Consider the following 21,751-nt stretch of genomic DNA (forward strand, 5'->3'; position numbering starts at 1 on the left):
TCTCCTATCTAATTTTTTGATAATATGAATAGGTCGAAAAATTTTCTAGCCATTCCGGCTGTTCAACACTTTGGTGTTTCCATCTGTCGATCTTTTCATCATGAAAACTATTATAAAGAGAAGGACTGGTCTCGACAGGATTTGATCGTAACAGTGTGAAAAAACTTCCATCAAACGTACGCGTACCTATATCAGCGATATATGTTCTTCCAGGTTCTAAGGAGTGAACGAACCAATTGTTAGTCATCGACGGAAGCTCTACCTCAAACGTCCGGTGAGCATTATGTCCGAAGAAATCAATGTCCGTTACGTCATAGATTTTTAGTATCGAAGGAAGCTCTTCCCACTTTGTGCGAAAATGATGTTCTGCCATCTGTTTTGTTGATTCAGAAAAACTCCAATAAGCATACAAACTATCCGGGGTTCTTGGCATCAAATGAACATTAGCCTCTTCATATTCAAAGGGCATCGACCACTTCTCTTTTTTAAGAACGGGTTGAGATGAAATTTCATGATTCGATGGCGTTTGCTGCTGCCGGTATTTATTCCAGCGATACTGAACCTTTCCTAAAGACATGTTCATTCTTTGTGCGATTTCTTGGAGAGTTAAGCCATTTTCCTTTAATTTCACAATATCTTCGATCAAGTTCATCACCTCATCCTAATCTATTATTCTAATAAACGTTTCTTTATTACCTTATTTTTTTATAATCGTATCACTGGATATTTTTATATACAATGTGTCAAAAATGTCGAGAAATGGCGCTTCCTTACCCCACTTGAGATTTCCGTATATGTAAAGTTTTTGTAACCGGTTAATCTCTCTGATTATTCTGTTAAATTGACAAAGTAAGACAAAAAACGTCGATTTTATTTCATTCCTTCTATTGTTACACTGGAGTTAATTGAGAAAATAGTCGAATTGTAGTAATTTGTGTAAACTTTTGCGAAAAAGCCTATACCACAGCAGAATACTATGTTATAAAAGTAAAGGGTATAGCTTTAAATTAGGGAGGATATTATGGAGTTTGCTATTTTTGGATTGTTACTAGTAGGTGTTATTCTTTTGATTCTTTCCTTTAGAAAAAACAAGGAAGCTTCAGTAGAAACACAGTTGGAGAACTTTACTATTCAGCTAATGAAAGAGATCTATCAAATAAAAAAGAAACTAAAAGTTCTTGAAGACGAAATGATGATTAACGATAAGAACTAATTTGTGAGGGGTAATGGGTATGACAAGCAAAAACCTTCGCGGATTTTCAGCAGGTATTATTCTTTCAACAGGAATTTTGGCTGGTTTTTATTATACGGCTGACACTGAAAACGCTTCTGAACTTACAGAAGAGTCAGTAGCACAATATCTTTCTGAAAAAGGCGAATTAGCAATTTCAAAGGAAGAGTATACTTCACTTAAAGACACTGAAAATACAGTTGCAGCTCCGGTTGCAAAAGAAGAACCTAAAACTGTCCCTCCAAAAGAGGAAGAAAAAGTGTATCAGATGACTTTAACGATCACTCAAGGAATGAGCACTGGAGAAGTATGCGATCTTCTGCAAAAAGAAAACATAATTAAAAATAGCGATGAGTTCTTAAAATATTTGCGCACGAACAATTTAGAAGGTGCAGTTAGAGCTGAATCTCATCAAGTAAACAGTAAGATGAGTTTTGATGAAATCGCGAAAGAAATAACAAGTTCATAATTCTACATAAAAAAAAGCAAGCGCTGAGAGATTCAGCGCTTGCTTTTTTTATTTAGTATAGTTTTTTTAGTTAAATGGTTAATCGTTTAAACCGTATCTTTTTCCTTTTACTAAAAAGATAATGCTCTCTGCGATATTTGTAGCGTGGTCCGCTGTACGCTCGATATACCTGCATACAAACAGAAGCTGACTGATCTGAGAAAGATGTTCAGGATTTTTTGTCATAAGCTCTAATAGCTCTTTTATAATTTTTCCGTATGTTTCATCTACTTCATCGTCTAGTTCTGCTAGTTTCTTCGCTAGAGCCACATCTTCTTCCACATATGCCTTGGTAGCAGTTGTAAGCATGGCAATCGCATGATGTGCCATCTTAGGAAGCTCTTCTAATGGTTTGATAAGCTCTTGCTTCCCGATTCGAATCGTTGACTTCGCAATATTAACGGCAAAGTCAGCCATTCTTTCAATGTCAGACGAAATTTTTATGGCTGCAACGATTCGTCTTAGATCTGATGCTACAGGTGCTTGTTTAGCGATCAATAGAATGGCCATGTCGTTGATTTCATCTTCAAGGACATTGATGCGATTATCATTTTCAATAATCTGTAGGGCTTTATCGAGATCTTGGTTCTTTAATGCTTCGACAGAAAGCTCTAATGCTTCCTCTGCCAATTTAGATATTTGTACGATCGCTTGTTTCATCTCTTCTAACTGAAGCTGAAAATTTTCACGAACCACCATTTAACTCACTCCTAATCTCTTTATTAACCGAATCGTCCCGTAATATAATCTTCTGTTCGCTTATCGGATGGATTTGAGAACAATGTGCTCGTATCTGTATATTCCACTACTTCCCCATTTAGGAAGAATGCGGTACGATCTGATATACGAGCCGCTTGTTGCATGTTATGTGTAACAATTACGATGCTATAGTCTTTCTTAAGCTCTTGCACGAGCTCTTCCACTTTTAAAGTTGAAATCGGGTCTAGAGCAGAAGTAGGCTCATCCATAAGAATAACATCTGGTTCGATCGCTAAGCATCTTGCAATACATAAACGTTGTTGCTGACCACCTGATAAACCATATGCGTTCTCATGCAGACGGTCTTTTACTTCGTCCCAGATCGCGGCACCTTTTAAGCTTTTCTCTACAACTTCATCTAATACTTTTTTATTCTTAATTCCATGAATACGTGGGCCATAAGCTACGTTTTCATAGATCGATTTAGGAAATGGATTTGGTTTTTGGAACACCATACCAACTTGCGTACGAAGTTCTTCAACGCCGTATTTAGGATTAAAAATATTTTTATCCCGATACATAATTTCCCCGGACATACGAACGATAGGAACCATTTCTACCATTCTGTTCAATGTTTTAATAAATGTTGATTTACCGCACCCGGATGGTCCGATGATGGCAGTAACCTGCTTTTCAGGGATATCAAATTTAATATCTTTTAATGCATGATCCTGTCCGTACCATAAGTTTAAATTATTTATCTTAAAAACAGGTGTAAAATCCTGTTCTTTTTCATTTTTTTGAACCATTTGTTTGTTGATTGTAATATCCATGTTCTCGTCCTCCTACTTTTATTAGAAGCGTTTATGAAACTTATTTCGGATTAATACTGCGATTGAATTCATGATCAGCAAGATGATCAATAAGATGATAATTCCACTCGCTGCAATCATATGAAACTCTTCTTGTGGTCTACTTGTCCAGTTATACAGCTGAATCGGCAATACTGTAAACTGCGAGAATATGTTTTCCGGAACAAACGCTACATAAGCCAGTGCACCTAATACTAATAGTGGTGCAGTCTCACCTACAGCACGAGATAAGGCAAGGATTGTTCCAGTCAAGATCCCAGGAAGCGCGGCAGGAAACACAATTCTTCTGATTGTCTGCCATTTTGTAGCCCCCATTCCAAAAGAAGCTTCTCGAATTTCTCTTGGCACGGTTCTGATCGCTTCTTGTGAAGCAACTACGATAACAGGCAGGATTAATAGACTCATCGTCAAACCACCCGCAAGAACACTTGAACCTAAGCCAAGAAGACGAACGAAAATCGTGAGACCTAATAATCCGAATACGATTGATGGAACACCTGCTAAATTTGAGATGTTTATCTGAACAAATTTAGTAAAAGCATTCTTTTTCGCATATTCTTCTAGATAGATCGCGGTTCCGACACCAAGAATGAATGAAACTGGTGCAGTAACTGCCATTACCCAAATGGTCCCGAGTAGCGCAGCCCATATCCCTGCACGTTCAGGCATTCGAGATGCAAAGTTTGTAATAAAATCCAAGCTAAGATAAGGTAAACCTTCTGATAAGATTCTGTAAATTAATACACCTAATACGAGTAATGAAAAACATGTTGCAAGAACAAAGAGGAATTTAGCAAAACCGTTTGCCGCGATCCTGCTCCCCATTCTTTTTTTAACAGATTCTTTATTAATTAATGGCATTAATATTCCTCCCTAAACTTGCGGGAAATGAATTGAGCAAGTAGATTCATGATTAATGTAAATACGAACAAAGTCATACCTACTGCATAGATACTGTAATAGATCGTTGTACCATAGCCTGTATCTCCTTGGCTTACCTGAACGATATAAGCTGTCATCGTTTGGATCGACTCTGTTAAATTGATATCAGCTGTTGGCCTAGAACCACCCGCAATTGTAACGATCATCGTTTCACCGATTGCTCTGGAAATTCCTAGTACGAATGATGCGATAACTCCTGAGAGTGCTGCCGGAAGTACTACTTTCATTGCCACTTCAAAACGTGTTGCACCAAGAGCTAACGCACCTTCTCTCATAGAGTTCGGTACGGCATTCATCGCATCTTCAGACAATGATGCTATCATCGGAATAATCATGATTCCTACTACAATCCCGGGACTTAGTGCGTTAAAGATTGAAATTCCGCCTGGAATGATCTTATCTAATAAAGGTGTAACAAACGTGAGAGCAAAGAATCCATAAACAATCGTTGGGATTCCAGCCAACACTTCTAGAATAGGCTTAATAATTTTTCTTGTTTTTGCTGATGCGTACTCACTTAAATATATAGCTGCAGCAAGACCGATCGGGATAGCCACAACCATCGCAATAGCTGTAACCGTCAATGTACCCATTATTAGAGCAATGATCCCGAAGTCAGCATTTTCGTCAGATGCAAAAGGAAACCATCGTGTATTCGTGAAAAACTCAACTATTGAGATTCGGTTAAAAAAAGTAAAAGTTTCTGTTAACAATGTAAAGACAATACCTATAGTTGTAAAGATAGATATGATTGCACAGATTAGAAAGAGTTTTGGAACAACCTTTTCCATTACCGCCGATTGACTTCTTGAAGACTTATTCTCCTGAATCATAGAGCGGATTGATTTTTGGTTTGATTTATCTCTGGACACCAACAAGACCTCCTATAATTCGACAATACTAAACAGGTGAAAGGTGAGGAGATTTCTCGCTCCTCACCCTTGTATATGATTCTTATTCCTTTATTTTCAATAAAGGATGTTTATTTACCTGCAAGCTCATCTAGCTTTTTCATTTGCTCTTCGTATTTCTCTTTAGGAAGAGATACGTATCCGATCGTATCAGATGATGCAAGTTCTCCAGAGTTTTCAAGAGCAAACTTCATGTATTCATATACTGCTTCGTTATCTTTTAAAGCTTTGTTATTCACATATGTGAACAATGGACGAGAAAGCGGTGCATATTCTCCAGATTCAATTGTCTTAGGTGAAGGTTCAACTGGTCCGTTACCTCCATCGATTGGTACAGCTTTCACTTTTTCTTTATTTGCTTGGTAATACGCATATCCAAAGAATCCAATCGCGTTTTCAGAGCCTGTTACGCCTTGCACAAGTACGTTATCATCTTCAGAAAGCTGTGCGTCACGACGCATAGGTTTTTCCTCCAGAATTACTTCGTCGAAGTAGTCATACGTTCCAGAGTCAGTTCCTGGTGAGAATACTTCGATTTTTTTGTTTGGCCAACCTTCACGAACATCTGCCCATGTTTTAGCAGGGTTTTCGTCTAAGAAAATCTTTTTCAGTTCATCTAATGTAAGGTGATCAACGAAGTCGTTGTCTTTAGAAACAACTACGGAAAGACCATCTTTCGCAAGTTCAAATTCTGTATATTTAATGCCTTTTTCTTCAGCTGCTGCTTTTTCTTCATCTTTAATCGGACGAGAAGCATTCGCAAGATCTAATTCTCCACGAACGAACTTTTCAAATCCTCCACCCGTTCCAGATACTCCTACAGGTGCTTGTACTTCAGGATTTGCAGCTTGGAACTCTTCAGAAACAGCTTCCATGATTGGGAATACTGTGGAAGATCCATCAATTTTAATTTTTCCGCTAAGATCTCCGCCGCCTGCAGCTCCATCTTCACTCTTGTTTCCACATGCTGAAGCGAAAACTAGGATTAGCGACATTACTGCTAAAAGGTACACAGACTTCATTTTCTTCATCTTGATAGGTCCCCCTAAAATATGATTATTTCGTCTTATCATGTTAGAGAAATTTTCTCAGGTCATGATCCCTTTTTTAACGTTTGTTTCTTTCTTACATGTTCTACAATAAACCTTGAATATGAACTGCGTTTTAATGAATTGTAAAGGTATTGTTAAGACTGGCTTATCTGTGAATATGTTCTTAGTGTTTACATTCCGAATTTATCTATACCAAAAAGAACCACGCTTGATTAGCGTGGTTTCTCTTGGTTTTCTTCTTTTGGATCAGGCTTAGTCGGAATTCCTTCTTTTTTCATTGAGAAGTAAGCGTCTAACGCACCCTCAGCGATCTCACTGTTTGTATTTCCTTCTTTAATATCTGGAACTACAACAGCAAATGCTACTTCTGGATTTTCGTATGGTGCATATCCGATCAATGTTTTGTTAACGATTCCGGTAGCTTTATCAATCTCAGCAGTACCTGTCTTCCCTGCTGGATTATAGTCTTTGTTCTTAAACTTCCAAGCCGCGGTACCGTTATTACCATGCATCACTTCATAAAATCCTTTTTGTACAACCTTTATCTGACTAGGTGACATCTCAATCTTATTTAAGACGTTTGGTTCAAAACGGTACTGAAGCTTTCCTAATTTATTTGGATCTACAGAGGGCTCTCTCACTTCTTTCAAGAGATGCGGCTGCATCCTTAATCCACCATTAGCAATAGTTGAAACATATTGTGCCATCTGCATCGGTGTGTACGTATCAAATTGACCGATAGAGAAGAACATCGCTTGTGATAGTTCCCGGCTCATTCCGGTATTATACCCCGTAGCTTCTGAAGGAAGATCTATTCCAGTTGGTACACCAAGCCCAAACTGGCTGTATGAGTTTCTTAAGATTTCGAATGCTTCTTGAACTTTATTTTCATTAAATCGTTTGTTCGAATAATCGTATCCTGCAAGTTTCATCGCAATGTGCCACATATACACGTTAGATGAACGCTCAAGTGCTTCTACAGCATCAACCGGCCCCATACTTTCATGTGATTTTAAAGATCTTCCATCTCCAAATGTGAGTGGTGCATCATTTATCACGGTATTTGGTGATACAACACCTTGCTGTAGGCCGGTGAGTACGGTAGCTCCTTTAACGGTTGAGCCCATCGCATAAGAATGATAAACGTTACCAAAAGGAATATCTTTAAATTTTCCGTTTTTACGATCATATTCTTTAGCAGCCATAGAGAGGATCGCACCCGTATTCGGATCCATCATCACAACATAGGCGCTATCTAACTTACTGTTAGCGTAAGCATTTTTTCCTCGGATAGCGTCTTTTAATTTTTCTTCAATTACTTTTTCGACCTCTTGTTGAAGACTCATGTCAACTGTTAATACAAGATCGCTACCTCTTGCTCCTTCTTCCTCAACAGGATCACCAACTGGATTCCCTTTTTTATCTGTTACATATTTAATTTTCGTTTTTGTACCGCGAAGCAGGGATTCGTATTGTTCTTCAAGAAAACTCGTTCCAACCATATCATTGCGATCGTTGCCTCGAGAAGTATAATAGTCCATTCTCGATTTTGGAATTTGTTTTACTTGGCCGAATATATCACGAAATGAATTCTTAAACGGATAAGAGCGTTCAGCATCCGGCTTAATGTCCACCCCTTCTAACTCAGGTAAATGTTCACTGATCATCGCAATCTCTTTTTCGGTCGCGCCAATCTTTATACGTTGTGGAGATAATGTGTAGCCACGGTCCATCTCGCTTTTTATGGCCAGAACTTCAAGTTCCTTTTCTGAAAATGAGTTAATATCCTCTTCTGTTACTTTTTCTAGCATTAGATCGTATAGCTCTTCAGGAGGTGTATCTTTCTTTTCCTGTTTAGAAATTCTTGATTCAACTTGCTTTTCGTTCAGAAAAATAAAATAGTCTTTTTTGTCTCGCTCAGTAAGCTCATCTGTTCCTTTTTCGATGAGATCTGCAAGCTTCTGTGCCAACTGATGTCTTTCCTCTGCATCAGCTTCTTGTGTTCTCGTATATGTAATAGAGAAGACAGGTTCATTATCAACAACTACGCGATAGTTAGCATCAAGCATCTTCCCTCGCGGCGCATCAAGTTTTGTTGTAACGTTTTCTGTTAGATATGCTGTACGCTGATATTCCTCCCCTTTCACAATCTGCACATAGCCAAGGCGGAGAACTAGAACAGAAAAGAGAAAAAATACAGATAGAAATAAGGCATTGATACGAATCGGAACATGATTTTTCTTCTTTTTATCTTTTGTTTTCATAATATTGTAAATCTCCCTTTAAAACAGCACAGACACCTTTAAAAAGGTGTCTAAAGCGAACCGGTAATTATATCTACATAATAATAGTATCCTTACCAAGGTAATTATGTCAAAAGATAATCATTGTTTATTTGGATTGTTGCCATCTTGTTGAGTTTCAGCAATCTCTATCGTTTTTGAAGAGTTATGGGGAGGGACCGATACTTTTCTTAAGCAGAAAAAGATAATAAAGTGTCCAGCACCTAGAATAGGAAGTAATAATGGAATGCCTCTTTCTTCTGATAGAAGATGAACTACGGTGATAAACGTAAGAATAGAAACGATTCTCCCTGCATTCAGATACATCTCACGAACCACGATATACTCAATCCTTTTTTCGTGTATACCACGGCATTTTCCAATAATATCGTAAGTTAATGATACATAAGGCACTAACAATAAAGGATAAGCGATCGATACAGAAACTCCATAAATGATCAGAAGCGTAAATGAAATAGGAAACAATAGCAGGAATGGAGACACAAACAATAGCAGTCCTCCTCCAAATATCGCCTTCATGCGATTGTTTGGATTCAAATAATGTGACACACAGTAATAGCCGATAAACGAAACAAAGGATTGAACAAATCCATACGTTCCAAGTGCAAATTCACTTTTAGAAGCGGTGTACACCCAAATCACGATTAAAAAAATAAAAGTACCTTCACGGAATCCTTGAAAAAAGTGTGCTCTCAATAGTTGAAGCCATGCTTTGTCGTGTTTACGTTCTTGCAATACTTTTCGGATGCCGTATTGACCATCCGCTTTTCTCCTTTTTAAAAAGAAACTGATGACTACGGCTATCAAAAATAAGACCATTGATATACTGAATATGGTTTCATACCCCTGATGTTTGTCCATCCTAGTAATGATATAACCTGCACTCAGTGGTCCAATCATTCCTGATATCGAATTCAAAACACCTAAATAGCCGTTAAAAAAATCTCGAGTCTCAGGTTCTGTAACTTCTAGAGTCAATACATTAAATGCAAGCCAGTAAAATCCCAACCCGAATCCTAACATCGCTCCTAATAAAATGAGATAATTACTTGCCATTGAACCCATCAAAAGGACTCCGATATAAAACAAGGCAAGGATTAAAACGCCTATCCTAAGTACGATGACTCGATCGATCTTTTTGGCAAACCAACCTGCCAGGTAGAACGCTATAGGCTGCATGATGACAATCGATAGATTATAAAAGGCAATATCCGTAATTTTACCGGATTGTTTCCAAAGAAATATGTTAACAAATGTATTAGATAGAGCCGTACTTAACGTAAACAATCCACCTACAAACAACAGCAAAAACAAATCTCTAGGGTACTGGTCGGTATCCATGAATTTTTTGATTCTCATGTATTCGCCCCCTTACATATCGTCGTTAGTGTCTTTCAAGACGATGGGAGCTATTCACTATTAAAGAAATTGGATTTTTTTGCAAAGGCTGTCTTCTTTTTTTCTTCTTTGACGGTTGAATTAGAGTTGAAGGTGCGAGACTCTCGTATGAGACAGGCGGGAAGTGAGACATTTATACGCGTAAGGTACGAATGTGGCTCACCGAGAAAAGTGAGCAACCTGGAACGGAGCAACAACGATTATGAAAGAGGATTTTTGTAAAGAAGGAGTGAACGAATTTGTTTGAGTATTGGATATTTGAAATTGTTGATGAAGCACTTCTGTTTCAAACCATACAGAGTTCTAAGAACGAAGATGTAGATCATCGTTTAATTTGGTATTTTCAATCAAAAAATGTATTTGTTGTTCAGTCAGCTGTTCCCTTTGGTGATGGAAACTTCATGTTAGATGAATTGCTCGTAAGATTATCTGATCATTATGAAATCCATGATAAAGGCATAATAAAAAGCCACTGGCTTTCCAGCGGCTTCATTACTTAATTATTTTGCTTCGTTATAACGCTTTTCAACTTCGTCCCAGTTTACAACGTTCCAGAAAGCTGAAATGTAATCAGGACGCTTGTTTTGATATTTTAAATAGTAAGCGTGCTCCCACACATCAAGTCCAAGGATAGGTGTCTTTCCTTCCATAACCGGAGTATCCTGGTTTGGAGTACTTGTTACTTCAAGTTCTCCATTGTTCACTACTAGCCAAGCCCAGCCAGAACCGAATCTTGTTTTCCCTGCGTTCGCAAACTCTTCTTTAAATGCATCAAGACTTCCAAATTTGTTGTTAATCTTTTCAGCAAGTTCGCCTGAAGGTGTGTTAGCTCCACCTGGTGCGATTACTTCCCAGAATAAGCTATGGTTCGCATGTCCACCACCATTGTTTCTAACAGCGTTTTGGATGCTTTCTGGAAGAGCATCTAAATTCGTTAAAAGATCTTCTAAGCTTTTGTTCTCAAACTCAGCTTGCCCTTCAAGAGCAGCGTTTAAGTTATCAACGTATGTTTTGTGGTGGCGACCGTGGTGGATCTCCATTGTTTCTTTGTCAATATGCGGTTCAAGTGCACTTGTTTCATAAGGTAATGCAGGAAGTTCAAATTTAGCCATGTTCATTTCCTCCTCATAATATGTAAAATTTTATGTTCATTTTCAAGGGTTGCTTGAAAAGTGAAACCATTTAATCAACTTTCTTGTTTAGAAAGTATTCAACATGTTTACCTTATCAAATTTATAACGAACTTTCAATTCTTAAACACTGTACCCTTTTTAAACATAAAAAAACCTTACGACACGCTTATCGTAAGGTTGATGTTATATATGTATGGTGGCTCGAGACGGAATCGAACCGCCGACACGAGGATTTTCAGTCCTCTGCTCTACCGACTGAGCTATCGAGCCAAATATGTAATGGAGGAGGTAGAGGGATTCGAACCCCCGCGGGTCGTTAAACCCCTGTCGGTTTTCAAGACCGATCCCTTCAGCCGGACTTGGGTATACCTCCTCGATTATGGTGGACCCTGTAGGACTCGAACCTACGACCAATCGGTTATGAGCCGACCGCTCTGACCAACTGAGCTAAGGGTCCAATGGAAAAACTTATGTAAATGTTATGGGGCGGACGAGGGGAATCGAACCCCCGAATGTCGGAACCACAATCCGATGCGTTAACCACTTCGCCACGACCGCCATCGTGAGTAAAGAAACATTTTGGTAGCGGCGGAGGGAGTCGAACCCACGACCTCACGGGTATGAACCGTACGCTCTAGCCAGCTGAGCTACACCGCCAAAATGGCTCCACAGGTAGGACTCGAACCTACGACCGATCGGTTAACAGCCGATAGCTCTACCACTGAGCTACTGTGGAATAACGTCTTAACGTTTGTTAAGGACAAGAACTACTATAGCACGATGCCGCGTTTAAAGTCAATAACATTTTTAAAATAAACTTAAACGAACACATGTGCTTTTTCAGAACAAAAATAATATAGCATGGGTAGTACGTAATTAGCAAGGAAGTTTTATAAGACTTGGAAATAAAAATAACCGATCATTATAGCTTGCGACAGAACTTTTATTAGTGTTGTACCGACAAAGGCAAGAACAGTCCCTATGCCTATTGATACTGCTGCTTTAATTCCTTTCTTTTGAAAAAGCAGTTCGGCTAATACAGCACCTATAAACGGTCCAACCAAAATCCCTGCGACCGGAATAACAAATGGTCCTGCGATCAAACCGATCGTACTTCCCCAGAGGGCAGCTTTTGATCCGCCTTTCTTCTTCACTGCATACGCATTTCCTACATAGTCCACAACAAATAAACTGATAAACAATAATACTTGAACAATAATAAAGAATGGTGTGAAGGGTTCGAACGAAAAAGCAAATCCATAGATAACAAAACCAGCAGCAAGAAATAATACACCCGGTAAGATCGGATAGATTAACGCTATAAAGCTAATGAGAAATGCTATACCTATGATGATCCAATATAAAATATCCATATGTACTTCTCCTTAGGGAATCTAGGACATCAATATATAAAAAACCAAGAGACTAAAATAGCCTCTTGATTCATTTTACTTCTCTAATACAGCTTCTGCAATGTTTACAGCATGATCCCCTATTCTTTCAAGGTTACTGACAATATCTACGAACACAATACCCGCATTACCTTCGCATTGTCCCTCGTTCATACGCATAATGTGTTGTTTTCGAAGAGTTCGTTCCATTTTATCAATTTTGTCTTCCAATCCAAGTACTTCTTTGGCTAGTTCAATGTTTTCCACTTCTAATGCCTTTACAGATTTATCTACTGTTGAGAGGGTTAATTCGAACATTGCATTAAGATCTTGTTTTGCGGTATCTGTTAAACGTACATTATTTCTTATCAAATAATCTACTAGTTCAATTATATTCTCCATGTGGTCTCCAATTCTTTCAATATCACGAGTTGTATCTAGCAGCATTGAATGTTCGTTGGATTCTTGTGGAGTTAACGGATGGGCAGATAGTTTTACAAGATAAGAAGTAATCTGACGATCAAGATTATTTATAGCTTCCTCGTATTGTAGAGCTCTTGCAGATGTCTTTTTATCCATTTGGTTTAAATAATGTACGGCTTGATTCAAGCCTTCTTGTGAATAACTTGCCATACGGATGATTTCTTTCTTGGCTTGTTGTATAGCAAGAGTTGGTGACGTAGCTAAGACAATCTCATCCAAATGCTTTGCCTTGAATTCAATAAAATTATCTTCACCCTTTATTAATTTTGTCACCAAAAGAGCTAAAGCACCTATAAACCAAAATTGAATGAACACGTTCGTTATGTTAAATGTTCCGTGTGCAAATGCAATTTGCATAGCTGGTTCTAACTTAAGCTTCCCAGCCAAAAATTCAATATAGGTTTGAAACGGAACTAATAGAATCATAAATATTATTGTACCCAAAACATTAAAGATAACGTGCGTTAATGCTGCACGTCGAGCGGCAACAGTGGTTCCTATAGCCGCTAAAATAGCAGTAATTGTGGTACCAATATTGTCTCCGAATAAGACTGGTAGGGCTGCATTCAAACTAATTAAATTTTGAGAATACAATTCTTGGAGAATGCCGATCGTTGCACTTGAAGATTGAATAATTAGGGTAAACAAGGTACCAAACACTACACCGAGGATCGGGTTATCACCCATTGTTAACATTAGCTCTTCAAATGCTCCCGAATTGCTTAACGGCTGCATTCCTTCACCCATAAGTCTTAATCCTAGGAATAATGAACCGAATCCAAATATGATCTGCCCTACATAATTCCACTTCGGATTTTTAATAAAGAAGATAAGAACAGATCCAACAGCAATGATCGGAAAAGCATATTCTCCAATATCAATACCTATTATGAATGAAGTCACGGTAGTTCCGATGTTAGCTCCCATAATAATTCCAATTGCTTGTCTTAGCGTTAAGAATCCAGCATTTACGAGCCCGACAGTTAGAACAGTTGTCCCCGAGCTACTCTGAATCAAAACCGTTACAAATATTCCGGCTAAAACACCCATAAACGGATTGGTTGTTAAACGATCAAGTATTTCTCTTAAACGGTCTCCAGCAGAATTTTGAAGGCCATCTCCCATATACTTAATACCAAATAAGAAGATCCCCAATCCTCCTATGAACTTAAATAGCATTTCTTGAAAATCCAATGATTACATCTCTCCTTAAAACCATCTATGTAAATCTGTTACATTATCTCTATTCACAAACAAGATGTAAATAAAATTGTAAAAAAGTACAATTTCTTTTATTGTCGATTATTTAGGCTTCATGTACACTAGTTATGCCAATATTATAAGGAGTTTGTATATGAGATTACATAATCGTTTAATAAAAAGTTTATATTCTGTTCAATCTATCGCCCGTTTTCGATATTTAGGTGTAGGCAGTACTATTCTGTACGTTCTAATGTTAACCCTTCTATGCATGTTACCAGTTTTCGTATTATTTTTATATAACCTTGTATCAGAAAATGATTCTATGAGAAATTTTGAAAGTTTTGGATTGAATCCTGATCAAATGCAAAATTTCGCTTCTACACTAGATGGGATATTCCCTATCATAATTGCCGTCATTTACATAGTGATGTATGTGCTGTTCTCTGGCATTCTCTTTAGTGGAGCTTCACTTTTAGCAGGTATATTAAATCTGATTACAAAGATTCTAGGTAAACGAATCTCTTATAGGCACCTTTGGGTTTTATCATGCTATAGCATCACATTCCCATCTGTTGTCCTAACGATCTTATTTATGATTAATCTGCATATCCCTAACTCGTTCTTTTGGTTCTGGATCGTTGCGTTTCTAGTCAGCGTCTTAGCAATTACAAAAACTCCTCAAAAAAAATAAGCGGCTTTGGCCGCTTATTTTTTATGTTTACTTAAAGAGTGATCTAATCGCATCAATGATGGCCATAAAGAAATCGATAATCTTTTGGAAAAAAGATTGAGTTTCCTCATCATTTAAGAAATTACCAAGATTATCACTGATGTCCTTTAAGCCATTTTGAACTTGATCCCAATCGATATTTAAATCTTTCATCTTATTGAACAAAGCAAGCAGCCCGTTTAGTTCTTCTTGTGTTAGTTCGATCCCCATGTCTTTAGCTACTTTTTCAATCAAAGCTCGTAGATCTTCTTCTGTTTGTACCGGATTTTTCGCGATTTCTTCTTTAACACGTGTCATCAGCTCAGTGGCTTCTTTTGTTCCGATTCTCTCACCAAGTTCTGCAGTCTTTACCATCTCTTCATTTGCCACTTGTTTTTGAGCTTCTGGAATTTCAATCTGTGCTGTAGACTCGTACGCTTTTATAATACCCGTTAATGCTGCTGTCCCTGAAACTTCAAATGGTGCTGTGACATAGATCTCAGCATCAGTTACACCGGCAGTCGTTAAAGCATTCATATACATTTCTTCTGTTACCCAATTAATATTGTTGGTCTTGACAGACAACCCTTGGTCTTTATCGCCAATTGTAATCTTTGTCGACGAGATCGCTTTTGATCCGATTTGCGCTTTTGAAATATAGTTACCTAAATATTGATGTTCCTCTTCGTTTGTAACAACTACAGATTCTACATCAGCAGGAACGTCCATTTCTTTTAATAGTTCGCTTTTTTGTTCTTCTGTTAAGTTCTCACCTAACGTAACGATAATGTCGCCAGGTGCAGCATCAGCATACATTGTTAAAGGAGCAATAAATAGCGCTCCAGCCATTATGGATAGCAGAGCAAGTACTTTTATTTTTTTCATAACTTTCACCTCTCCAATCGGTACAACTACAAAGATACGCAGAAAGTTATTTTTTTCTGTCCTTCCTGCCTTTCCATTTTACACCAAGCATAGAAGTGAAGTCACTTTAAACTTGTCATAAAGAAAATGGACAAGCATATAGTAACATATGCGAAAGGAGAGGGAATTTATGAAACGATTCATAAGAGTTTGTGTAATCATGCTTATTTTGTATGTGGTAGCTTATGATTTAAAAATTGGGACACTCCCTCAGTCGAGTCCTGCCAACGCAGAAATACATACGGAAAAGAAACAAGATAAGAACAAACAAAATTTTAAAACATATGAAGTAACACCTGGAGACACGTTAATTTCTGTTGTAGAAGAACTTAATTCAAATAAAAATTATTCTATTGTATCTATGATAAAGGATTTCAAATCATTGAACCCTGGAGTGAATCCAGAGAATATACAATTAGGTAAATCTTACAAATTCCCTTTATATCCTAAGTAAATGAGATAACATTACTTGTCAAAACAAAATGTTCCCTGCTAAAATGAACTGATGATAGGACAGAATAATACTGTCAATTTGAAAAAAGGAGCGATTCACCAATGAGTGAAATCACCCACCGTTCTAAAACAAGACCTGTAAAAGTAGGAAACTTAACAATAGGTGGTACTAATCAGGTTATTGTGCAGAGTATGACAACAACAAAGACACACGATGTTGAGGCTACAGTAGCTGAAATCTTACGTTTGGAAGAAGCGGGCTGCCAAGTAGTACGTGTTGCATGTCCTGATATGCGTGCTGCAGAAGCGATCGCAGACATAAAAAAGAGAATTAATATCCCACTAGTTGTAGACATTCATTTTGATTATAAGCTTGCGCTGAAAGCCATCGAAGGTGGAGCAGACAAGATTAGGATCAACCCTGGTAACATCGGCCGCCGTGAAAAGGTTGAAGCAGTAGTAAAAGCTGCAAAAGCAAAAGGGATTCCAATCCGAATCGGTGTTAACGCTGGCTCTCTGGAAAAAAAATATCTAGAAAAGTATGGATACCCTACTGCAGATGGTATGGTCGAGAGTGCTCTGCATCATATCAAAATTCTAGAAGATCTTGATTTTCATGATATTATCGTTTCCATGAAAGCTTCTGATGTTAACCTTGCTATTGAAGCTTATGAAAAAGCTGCAAAAGCCTTTGATTATCCTTTACACCTAGGCATCACAGAATCAGGTACACTATTTGCAGGTACCGTTAAAAGTGCTGCTGGACTAGGTGCTATCCTTCATAAAGGGATAGGAAACACCGTTCGCATCTCGCTAAGTGCAGACCCTGTTGAAGAAGTTAAGGTTGCACGAGAATTATTGAAATCATTCGGACTTCTTTCCGATGCTGCCACATTGATTTCTTGCCCAACTTGCGGACGAATTGAGATCGACCTGATTTCAATCGCAAATGAAGTTGAAGAGTATATTTCAAACGTGCGCGCACCGATCAAAGTCGCTGTACTCGGATGTGCCGTAAACGGACCTGGAGAGGCACGTGAGGCGGATATCGGGATAGCTGGTGCCCGTGGTGAAGGATTGTTATTCCGTCACGGAGAAATCATAAGGAAGATTCCAGAAGATCAACTATTAGATGAACTTAAAAAAGAAGTAGACATTTTAGCAAAAGCACATGAAGAAAAATTAAAAGCTGAAGCTGCGGCTCAGCAAGTATAAATTCGAAAAGCTCCCATCTTTGGGAGCTTTTTTCTATTGCTATAATCGATCTTTGCTTTTTCAAAAAACTGTTTTCGTATACATTGGTGTTTCCTGAAAGTAGTTGATTTCCGCTCCAGGTTGCACGCTTTTCATGGGGCGAACGATGAGCCTCCTGCCGCTTTGCGCCATTAGGAGTCTCCACCAGCCCGCTCCAAGGTTGTCTCTCTGCTCCTGCGTCTACAAATCTATGCTAAAGAAGTGAACTTCCTCGTCGCATGCCTTGCGAGAAGCTCCTCATGTGGCAGGCAGGCAACCTTACGCTACAATCAACTTGCTAGAGGAAGAAATGAAAACGTCCTAAGAACAACAATCTTACAGAAAAGGGCCTTTTCTTTTCTTCGAAGATGGGTTGATTGGAGTGCAAGGTGCGAGACTCCTGCGGGACAGGTGGGCAGGTGAGACACTTAAAAGTGAAACGTCCAAATGTGGCTCACTGCCTGCCCCGCGGAAAGCGAGTACCTGAAACGGAAATCAATTACTTCCACAAGCTACAAAGCCTACTAAAACAGCCTTTCAAAAACAGCAATGTATTCAAAAACATCCTTATCCCATAAAAAAGAAGAAGCGGTTAGCTTCTCCTTTGCTCCTTTTTCCTTTAAAAGAATGGTGCAAAAAATAACGAAATGATAATCGATACGACACCAATTCCGATCGCCCAATTTCCTAGCGAATGTGCACCTTGTCTTCTGGCAATGAATCCGACAACAATACCTGCTGCCCCAAACAACACAGGAAGTATGAACAAAGATAAAACAGAAAGGATGATTGCGATGATTCCAGTCGCTTTACCTCCTGCTCTTTCCCGTGAATCTTTGTGTTCATGTCTGTGATCGCCGTCCCGCTCTGAATAACGAGGTCTTTCGTTCTCAGGTAACGTCATATCACTTCTTACAGGAACCGGTACAGCTTCCGCGGCCATCTCTTCACGAAATACCGCTTCGTTATTATTAATTGTACGGTCATCTCTTTCGTATGCCATGATGATTCCCCCTCTTATCGTGTTAAGGAGCGTTCTTATTATGGCATTAAAGTGACTTTTTCATAGATGTTAGTTTATGGGCATTGAAAAAGAGGCCCGTTTACGGCCTCTTCGTTTAATGTTTAGCTCTAAACGTATGACAACATGTTTCAGCTGTATCGTGAGCAGCATCTTTATGAGCCGCATCACCATGGAGGCTCCCATCTGCACTCATGTCAACAGACATATTGGCATGCTTGTCGATCTCTACAAGAATGGCATCAGCTACACAGTTGTTGCCTTCTCCCCAGTACGTACAATTCGATACATTACATTTAACTTCAGGCATAAAAAAACCTCCTTTCACCTTAGCTTGGCTAAATAAAAGGAGATACATACTTCATTCGTTATAAAAAGTTTAATTTTTGCACGTTTCACAGTAACCATAGATCTCAAATTTATGACCCGTCACGTCAAAACCGTTCAATTCACTATCCAACACTTCCATTGGGCACGTATGAATAGACTTAGTACTCCCACATGTAAGACAGATTAAGTGATGATGATGTTCATTATGTGAACACGTAAACCGAAACTTTTTCTCGCCTTCCCACTCTGTTTCTTCGAGCAATTCTAATTCAACGAATGTGGTTAAATTTCGATAGATCGTATCAAAACTAAGCCCAGGATACTTATCTTTGAGTGCTTCCTGAACTTCTCTAGCTGTAAGATATCTCTTTTCACGAGCAAATAAGGAAAGAAGATCTTTTCTTTTTTCCGTATACTTATAGCCCTTTTCCCTAAGAAGTTCCATTGCCTGTTCGATCGTCATCGCAAATTTCACAAGTGACCCACCTTTCTGGAACCTGTAAATTTTTTATAAAAGATACTTAAGCATAATATGACAACCAAGCACAATACGATCGTTCCACCTGATGCTAGATCAAGGTAGTAAGACAGAAACATACCTGCGATTACAGCGATCTCACCAAAAAGAACGGAGAGCCAAATGGCCTGTTTAAACCCTTTTGCGATTCTTATACTTGCAGCAACAGGTAACGTCATGAGTGCTGATACTAACAGAATGCCTACGATCTTCATAGATGCAGCAATAACTAAAGCGGTAATTGCCATAAAAGCGACCAAGATCCAGTTGCTTCGAATTCCAGAAAGCTTTCCTTGCTCTTCGTCGAAAGATAAGACAAATAATTCTTTGTACATAAAAAATACAAATAAAAGAACGACAATAAGAATGGCAAATACGGTCCAAACATCCGAACGCTTAACAGCAATGATACTTCCGAATAGATAGTTGAACAGATCGGTGTTGAAACCGTCTGCCATTGAGATAAAGATAACACTAAGACCTATTCCCGCCGACATAATAATAGGTATAGCAAGCTCCTCATAGTGCTTGTACACTTTTCTTAGCTGTTCAATAAATATAGCTCCACCCACCGAGAAAGCCATCCCCATGTAGATAGGATTAGCGGCAGCAAAGAAGGGAGACCATTTTCCCAAAAGCAGATTAGCGGCAATTCCCGCTAATGTGATATGAGACAAAGCATCAGCAATTAACGCTTGCCGTCTTACCACAATAAAAACCCCTAATACAGGAGCAAGCAAGCCGACCATAATTCCTGTTAAGAAGGCATTTTGTAAAAATTCATATTTTAAAAACGGTAACATGTGTTCCTCCCCTTACTCGTGACCATGATCATGGTGAAGCACATGAACATGATGACCATAAAAAGCAGACATATTTTCAGAAGAACTTTCTTCAAACTCTCTCGTATTTCCATGAAAATGAATCTGTTTATTCAAACAAGCGACATCTGTTACATAATTCGTCATCACACCCACATCATGAGTCACTAAAACAAGAGTCATGTTATTCTCACGATGAAGTTCTTTAAGCATCTTATAAAAAGAGTCTGACGATTCAGTGTCGACTCCAACAGTAGGCTCATCTAATATTAATAGTTCAGGATCACTAACTAGAGCTCGAGCAATAAAGATTCTTTGTTGCTGCCCTCCAGATAACTCTCCTATGTTCTGGTGAGCATACTGATCCATTTTCACTGATCTTAACGCTTCCCATACTTTGTTCTTATCTGAAGCTTTTAAGAATCTAAACAATCCCACTTTACCGAAAAGCCCCATTGATACAACTTCAAACGCTGTTGCAGGAAAGGCCGTGTTAAAGCTATTCGCTTTTTGTGAAACATAGCCTACCTTGTCCCAATCATTAAATTTATTTACTTTTTCCCCAAAAAGATAAACGTTTCCTTCTTGAGGCTTTTGGAGACCTAATATACATTTAATTAGTGTAGATTTACCTGAACCGTTCGGACCAACTAGTCCAAGAAAAGATCCTTTCTTAATCTCCATCGTTACATGCTGGAGAACATTTTTATCGCCATAATGAAACGATAAATCATCTACACGAATGGCTATCGATTCTATATTGTTATTCATGATTAACCTCCGTGAGAAAAATGAAAATAAGTAGTAATGAGTACGATTTAAACTGTCTCATAGTATACACGAATTATGAACAAAGTAAAACAACATGCTCCGTGAGCATGCTATATTGGTTTTATTTCAAACCTTTTATGAGGTTCTTTACATGGCGATGTAAATCTTTTGGTGAGATAATTACATCTGCTTCTTTTAAGTACTTACTATCAAGAGTCGTTTCAAGAGCTAAGCAATAAGCGCCTGCTCTTTTAGCAGATTGGATACCAAGTGGGGCGTTTTCAATAACTAACCACTCTGATGGATTAAAGGAATGTCGATCCATAGCTAATAGATAAGGTTCAGGCGATGGTTTTCCTTCTTTCACATCGTCTCCCGTAACAATTATATCAAAAGTAACAGGCAGTTTACTTAAAACTTCAGAAACAAATTCTTTTCTACTGCCTGTAACGACTGCAATAGGAATGTGCTCATCTCTTAAGGCTATAAGTGTAGATACGGTTTCTTCTATAAATTCATATTGTGCATGTTCCTTAAAATAATCTCTTTTTTGAACATATATACTGTTGACCAACTCTTCATTAACTTCGACATTAGAATGATTAAAAACATCTACGATTGTCTTTTTTCCTGGCATTCCTTCTCTTAAGTAAAAGACGAGTTCTTCATGATCAAAGCCATTTATATTAAATGCATGCCGCCATGCTTCAACATGGTGACGCATCGTATCAACAATCACACCATCCATATCAAAACAGACTGCTTTTATATTCATACTTTTTTCCACCTTTAATGTAAACTTCACTCTACGTATTATAAAGCATTGTTTAGTAAAAACAAAAAGAA

At 38.3% G+C, this 21,751-nt stretch carries 24 protein-coding genes and 6 tRNA genes; 6 read left to right on the forward strand and 24 right to left on the reverse strand.

The genetic code is table 11. From position 1 onward, the window contains the following. Positions 1-4 precede the first annotated feature (4 nt). The gene (locus I5J82_RS10320) at positions 5-652 is read right to left on the reverse strand and encodes a DUF4912 domain-containing protein (RefSeq protein WP_198767789.1); all 648 of its coding nucleotides are present in this window, start codon (positions 650-652) and stop codon (positions 5-7) included. Between the two features lie 369 nt (positions 653-1,021). Here I5J82_RS10320 and I5J82_RS10325 point away from each other — a divergent pair, with 369 nt between their 5' ends. Then, the gene (locus I5J82_RS10325) at positions 1,022-1,213 is read left to right on the forward strand and encodes a hypothetical protein (RefSeq protein ID WP_066396184.1); all 192 of its coding nucleotides are present in this window, start codon (positions 1,022-1,024) and stop codon (positions 1,211-1,213) included. A 19-nt stretch (positions 1,214-1,232) separates the two neighbouring features. Further along, positions 1,233-1,700, forward strand: a complete 468-nt coding sequence (locus I5J82_RS10330; protein WP_198767790.1) for a hypothetical protein — start codon at positions 1,233-1,235, stop codon at positions 1,698-1,700. Between the two features lie 78 nt (positions 1,701-1,778). Here I5J82_RS10330 and phoU read toward each other — a convergent pair whose 3' ends face one another. From phoU to I5J82_RS10365, 7 genes are all read right to left on the reverse strand, one after another. Beyond that, positions 1,779-2,438 (reverse strand): phosphate signaling complex protein PhoU, encoded by a 660-nt coding sequence (phoU, locus tag I5J82_RS10335; protein ID WP_198767791.1) that lies wholly within the window; start codon positions 2,436-2,438, stop codon positions 1,779-1,781. A 23-nt stretch (positions 2,439-2,461) separates the two neighbouring features. After that, positions 2,462-3,247 (reverse strand): phosphate ABC transporter ATP-binding protein PstB, encoded by a 786-nt coding sequence (gene pstB / locus I5J82_RS10340; protein WP_408610412.1) that lies wholly within the window; start codon positions 3,245-3,247, stop codon positions 2,462-2,464. Positions 3,248-3,292: 45 nt separating this feature from the next. Next, entirely contained in the window at positions 3,293-4,171 is an 879-nt protein-coding gene (gene pstA, locus I5J82_RS10345) for a phosphate ABC transporter permease PstA (protein WP_198767793.1), read from the reverse strand. Next, positions 4,171-5,085, reverse strand: a complete 915-nt coding sequence (gene pstC / locus I5J82_RS10350) for a phosphate ABC transporter permease subunit PstC (protein WP_198768983.1) — start codon at positions 5,083-5,085, stop codon at positions 4,171-4,173. The genes pstA and pstC overlap by 1 nt, the downstream gene beginning before the upstream one ends. Before the next feature lie 149 nt (positions 5,086-5,234). Then, complete coding sequence (locus I5J82_RS10355; protein WP_198767794.1) at positions 5,235-6,194, reverse strand: PstS family phosphate ABC transporter substrate-binding protein; 960 nt, start codon at positions 6,192-6,194, stop codon at positions 5,235-5,237. A gap of 233 nt (positions 6,195-6,427) precedes the next feature. After that, positions 6,428-8,479, reverse strand: a complete 2,052-nt coding sequence (locus I5J82_RS10360) for a penicillin-binding transpeptidase domain-containing protein (RefSeq protein ID WP_198767795.1) — start codon at positions 8,477-8,479, stop codon at positions 6,428-6,430. A gap of 120 nt (positions 8,480-8,599) precedes the next feature. Next, positions 8,600-9,877 carry an MFS transporter gene (locus I5J82_RS10365; protein ID WP_198767796.1) on the reverse strand — a complete coding sequence of 426 codons (1,278 nt, stop codon included), beginning with the start codon at positions 9,875-9,877 and terminating at the stop codon, positions 8,600-8,602. 278 nt (positions 9,878-10,155) lie between these two features. Here I5J82_RS10365 and I5J82_RS10370 point away from each other — a divergent pair, with 278 nt between their 5' ends. Further along, positions 10,156-10,416: a hypothetical protein gene (locus I5J82_RS10370; RefSeq protein ID WP_198767797.1), complete on the forward strand. Its 261-nt coding sequence runs from the start codon at positions 10,156-10,158 to the stop codon at positions 10,414-10,416. Here I5J82_RS10370 and I5J82_RS10375 read toward each other — a convergent pair whose 3' ends face one another. The 9 genes from I5J82_RS10375 to I5J82_RS10415 form a co-directional block, all read right to left on the reverse strand. After that, positions 10,417-11,028 (reverse strand): superoxide dismutase, encoded by a 612-nt coding sequence (locus I5J82_RS10375; protein ID WP_198767798.1) that lies wholly within the window; start codon positions 11,026-11,028, stop codon positions 10,417-10,419. Positions 11,029-11,243: 215 nt separating this feature from the next. Next, positions 11,244-11,319, reverse strand: a tRNA-Phe gene (locus tag I5J82_RS10380). Positions 11,320-11,329: 10 nt separating this feature from the next. Beyond that, positions 11,330-11,422, reverse strand: a tRNA-Ser gene (locus I5J82_RS10385). Between the two features lie 7 nt (positions 11,423-11,429). Next, positions 11,430-11,506: transfer RNA gene (locus tag I5J82_RS10390), tRNA-Ile, on the reverse strand. Between the two features lie 25 nt (positions 11,507-11,531). Then, positions 11,532-11,607: transfer RNA gene (locus tag I5J82_RS10395), tRNA-His, on the reverse strand. A 22-nt stretch (positions 11,608-11,629) separates the two neighbouring features. Continuing rightward, positions 11,630-11,706, reverse strand: a tRNA-Met gene (locus I5J82_RS10400). A 4-nt stretch (positions 11,707-11,710) separates the two neighbouring features. Beyond that, positions 11,711-11,785, reverse strand: a tRNA-Asn gene (locus I5J82_RS10405). Between the two features lie 154 nt (positions 11,786-11,939). Continuing rightward, complete coding sequence (locus I5J82_RS10410; RefSeq protein ID WP_198767799.1) at positions 11,940-12,422, reverse strand: DUF456 domain-containing protein; 483 nt, start codon at positions 12,420-12,422, stop codon at positions 11,940-11,942. 75 nt (positions 12,423-12,497) lie between these two features. Continuing rightward, on the reverse strand, positions 12,498-14,102 hold the full coding sequence (locus tag I5J82_RS10415; RefSeq protein ID WP_198768984.1) for a Na/Pi cotransporter family protein: 1,605 nt from the start codon (positions 14,100-14,102) through the stop codon (positions 12,498-12,500). Between the two features lie 175 nt (positions 14,103-14,277). Here I5J82_RS10415 and I5J82_RS10420 point away from each other — a divergent pair, with 175 nt between their 5' ends. Continuing rightward, positions 14,278-14,817, forward strand: a complete 540-nt coding sequence (locus I5J82_RS10420) for a DUF1189 family protein (RefSeq protein ID WP_198767800.1) — start codon at positions 14,278-14,280, stop codon at positions 14,815-14,817. A gap of 27 nt (positions 14,818-14,844) precedes the next feature. Here I5J82_RS10420 and I5J82_RS10425 read toward each other — a convergent pair whose 3' ends face one another. After that, positions 14,845-15,720, reverse strand: a complete 876-nt coding sequence (locus I5J82_RS10425) for a DUF1002 domain-containing protein (RefSeq protein WP_198767801.1) — start codon at positions 15,718-15,720, stop codon at positions 14,845-14,847. Positions 15,721-15,889: 169 nt separating this feature from the next. On the opposite strand from I5J82_RS10425, the gene I5J82_RS10430 reads away from it, so the two are divergent. Then, on the forward strand, positions 15,890-16,213 hold the full coding sequence (locus I5J82_RS10430; RefSeq protein ID WP_198767802.1) for a LysM peptidoglycan-binding domain-containing protein: 324 nt from the start codon (positions 15,890-15,892) through the stop codon (positions 16,211-16,213). Positions 16,214-16,314: 101 nt separating this feature from the next. Further along, entirely contained in the window at positions 16,315-17,427 is a 1,113-nt protein-coding gene (gene ispG, locus I5J82_RS10435) for a flavodoxin-dependent (E)-4-hydroxy-3-methylbut-2-enyl-diphosphate synthase (RefSeq protein ID WP_198767803.1), read from the forward strand. A gap of 637 nt (positions 17,428-18,064) precedes the next feature. Here ispG and I5J82_RS10440 read toward each other — a convergent pair. From I5J82_RS10440 to I5J82_RS10465, 6 genes are all read right to left on the reverse strand, one after another. Beyond that, the gene (locus tag I5J82_RS10440; protein WP_198767804.1) at positions 18,065-18,448 is read right to left on the reverse strand and encodes a DUF4190 domain-containing protein; all 384 of its coding nucleotides are present in this window, start codon (positions 18,446-18,448) and stop codon (positions 18,065-18,067) included. A 115-nt stretch (positions 18,449-18,563) separates the two neighbouring features. Then, positions 18,564-18,776 carry a DUF1540 domain-containing protein gene (locus I5J82_RS10445; protein WP_066396215.1) on the reverse strand — a complete coding sequence of 71 codons (213 nt, stop codon included), beginning with the start codon at positions 18,774-18,776 and terminating at the stop codon, positions 18,564-18,566. Between the two features lie 69 nt (positions 18,777-18,845). Further along, positions 18,846-19,259, reverse strand: coding sequence for a Fur family transcriptional regulator (locus I5J82_RS10450; protein ID WP_198768985.1), 414 nt, complete (start codon positions 19,257-19,259; stop codon positions 18,846-18,848). An 8-nt stretch (positions 19,260-19,267) separates the two neighbouring features. Then, positions 19,268-20,116, reverse strand: a complete 849-nt coding sequence (locus I5J82_RS10455; RefSeq protein ID WP_198767805.1) for a metal ABC transporter permease — start codon at positions 20,114-20,116, stop codon at positions 19,268-19,270. Between the two features lie 12 nt (positions 20,117-20,128). Continuing rightward, positions 20,129-20,905 (reverse strand): metal ABC transporter ATP-binding protein, encoded by a 777-nt coding sequence (locus tag I5J82_RS10460; protein ID WP_198767806.1) that lies wholly within the window; start codon positions 20,903-20,905, stop codon positions 20,129-20,131. A gap of 121 nt (positions 20,906-21,026) precedes the next feature. Further along, entirely contained in the window at positions 21,027-21,680 is a 654-nt protein-coding gene (locus I5J82_RS10465) for an HAD family hydrolase (RefSeq protein WP_198767807.1), read from the reverse strand. Between the last annotated feature and the right edge of the window lie 71 nt (positions 21,681-21,751).

It is taken from the genome of Fictibacillus halophilus (genome assembly GCF_016401385.1).
Classification (GTDB): domain Bacteria; phylum Bacillota; class Bacilli; order Bacillales; family Fictibacillaceae; genus Fictibacillus; species Fictibacillus halophilus.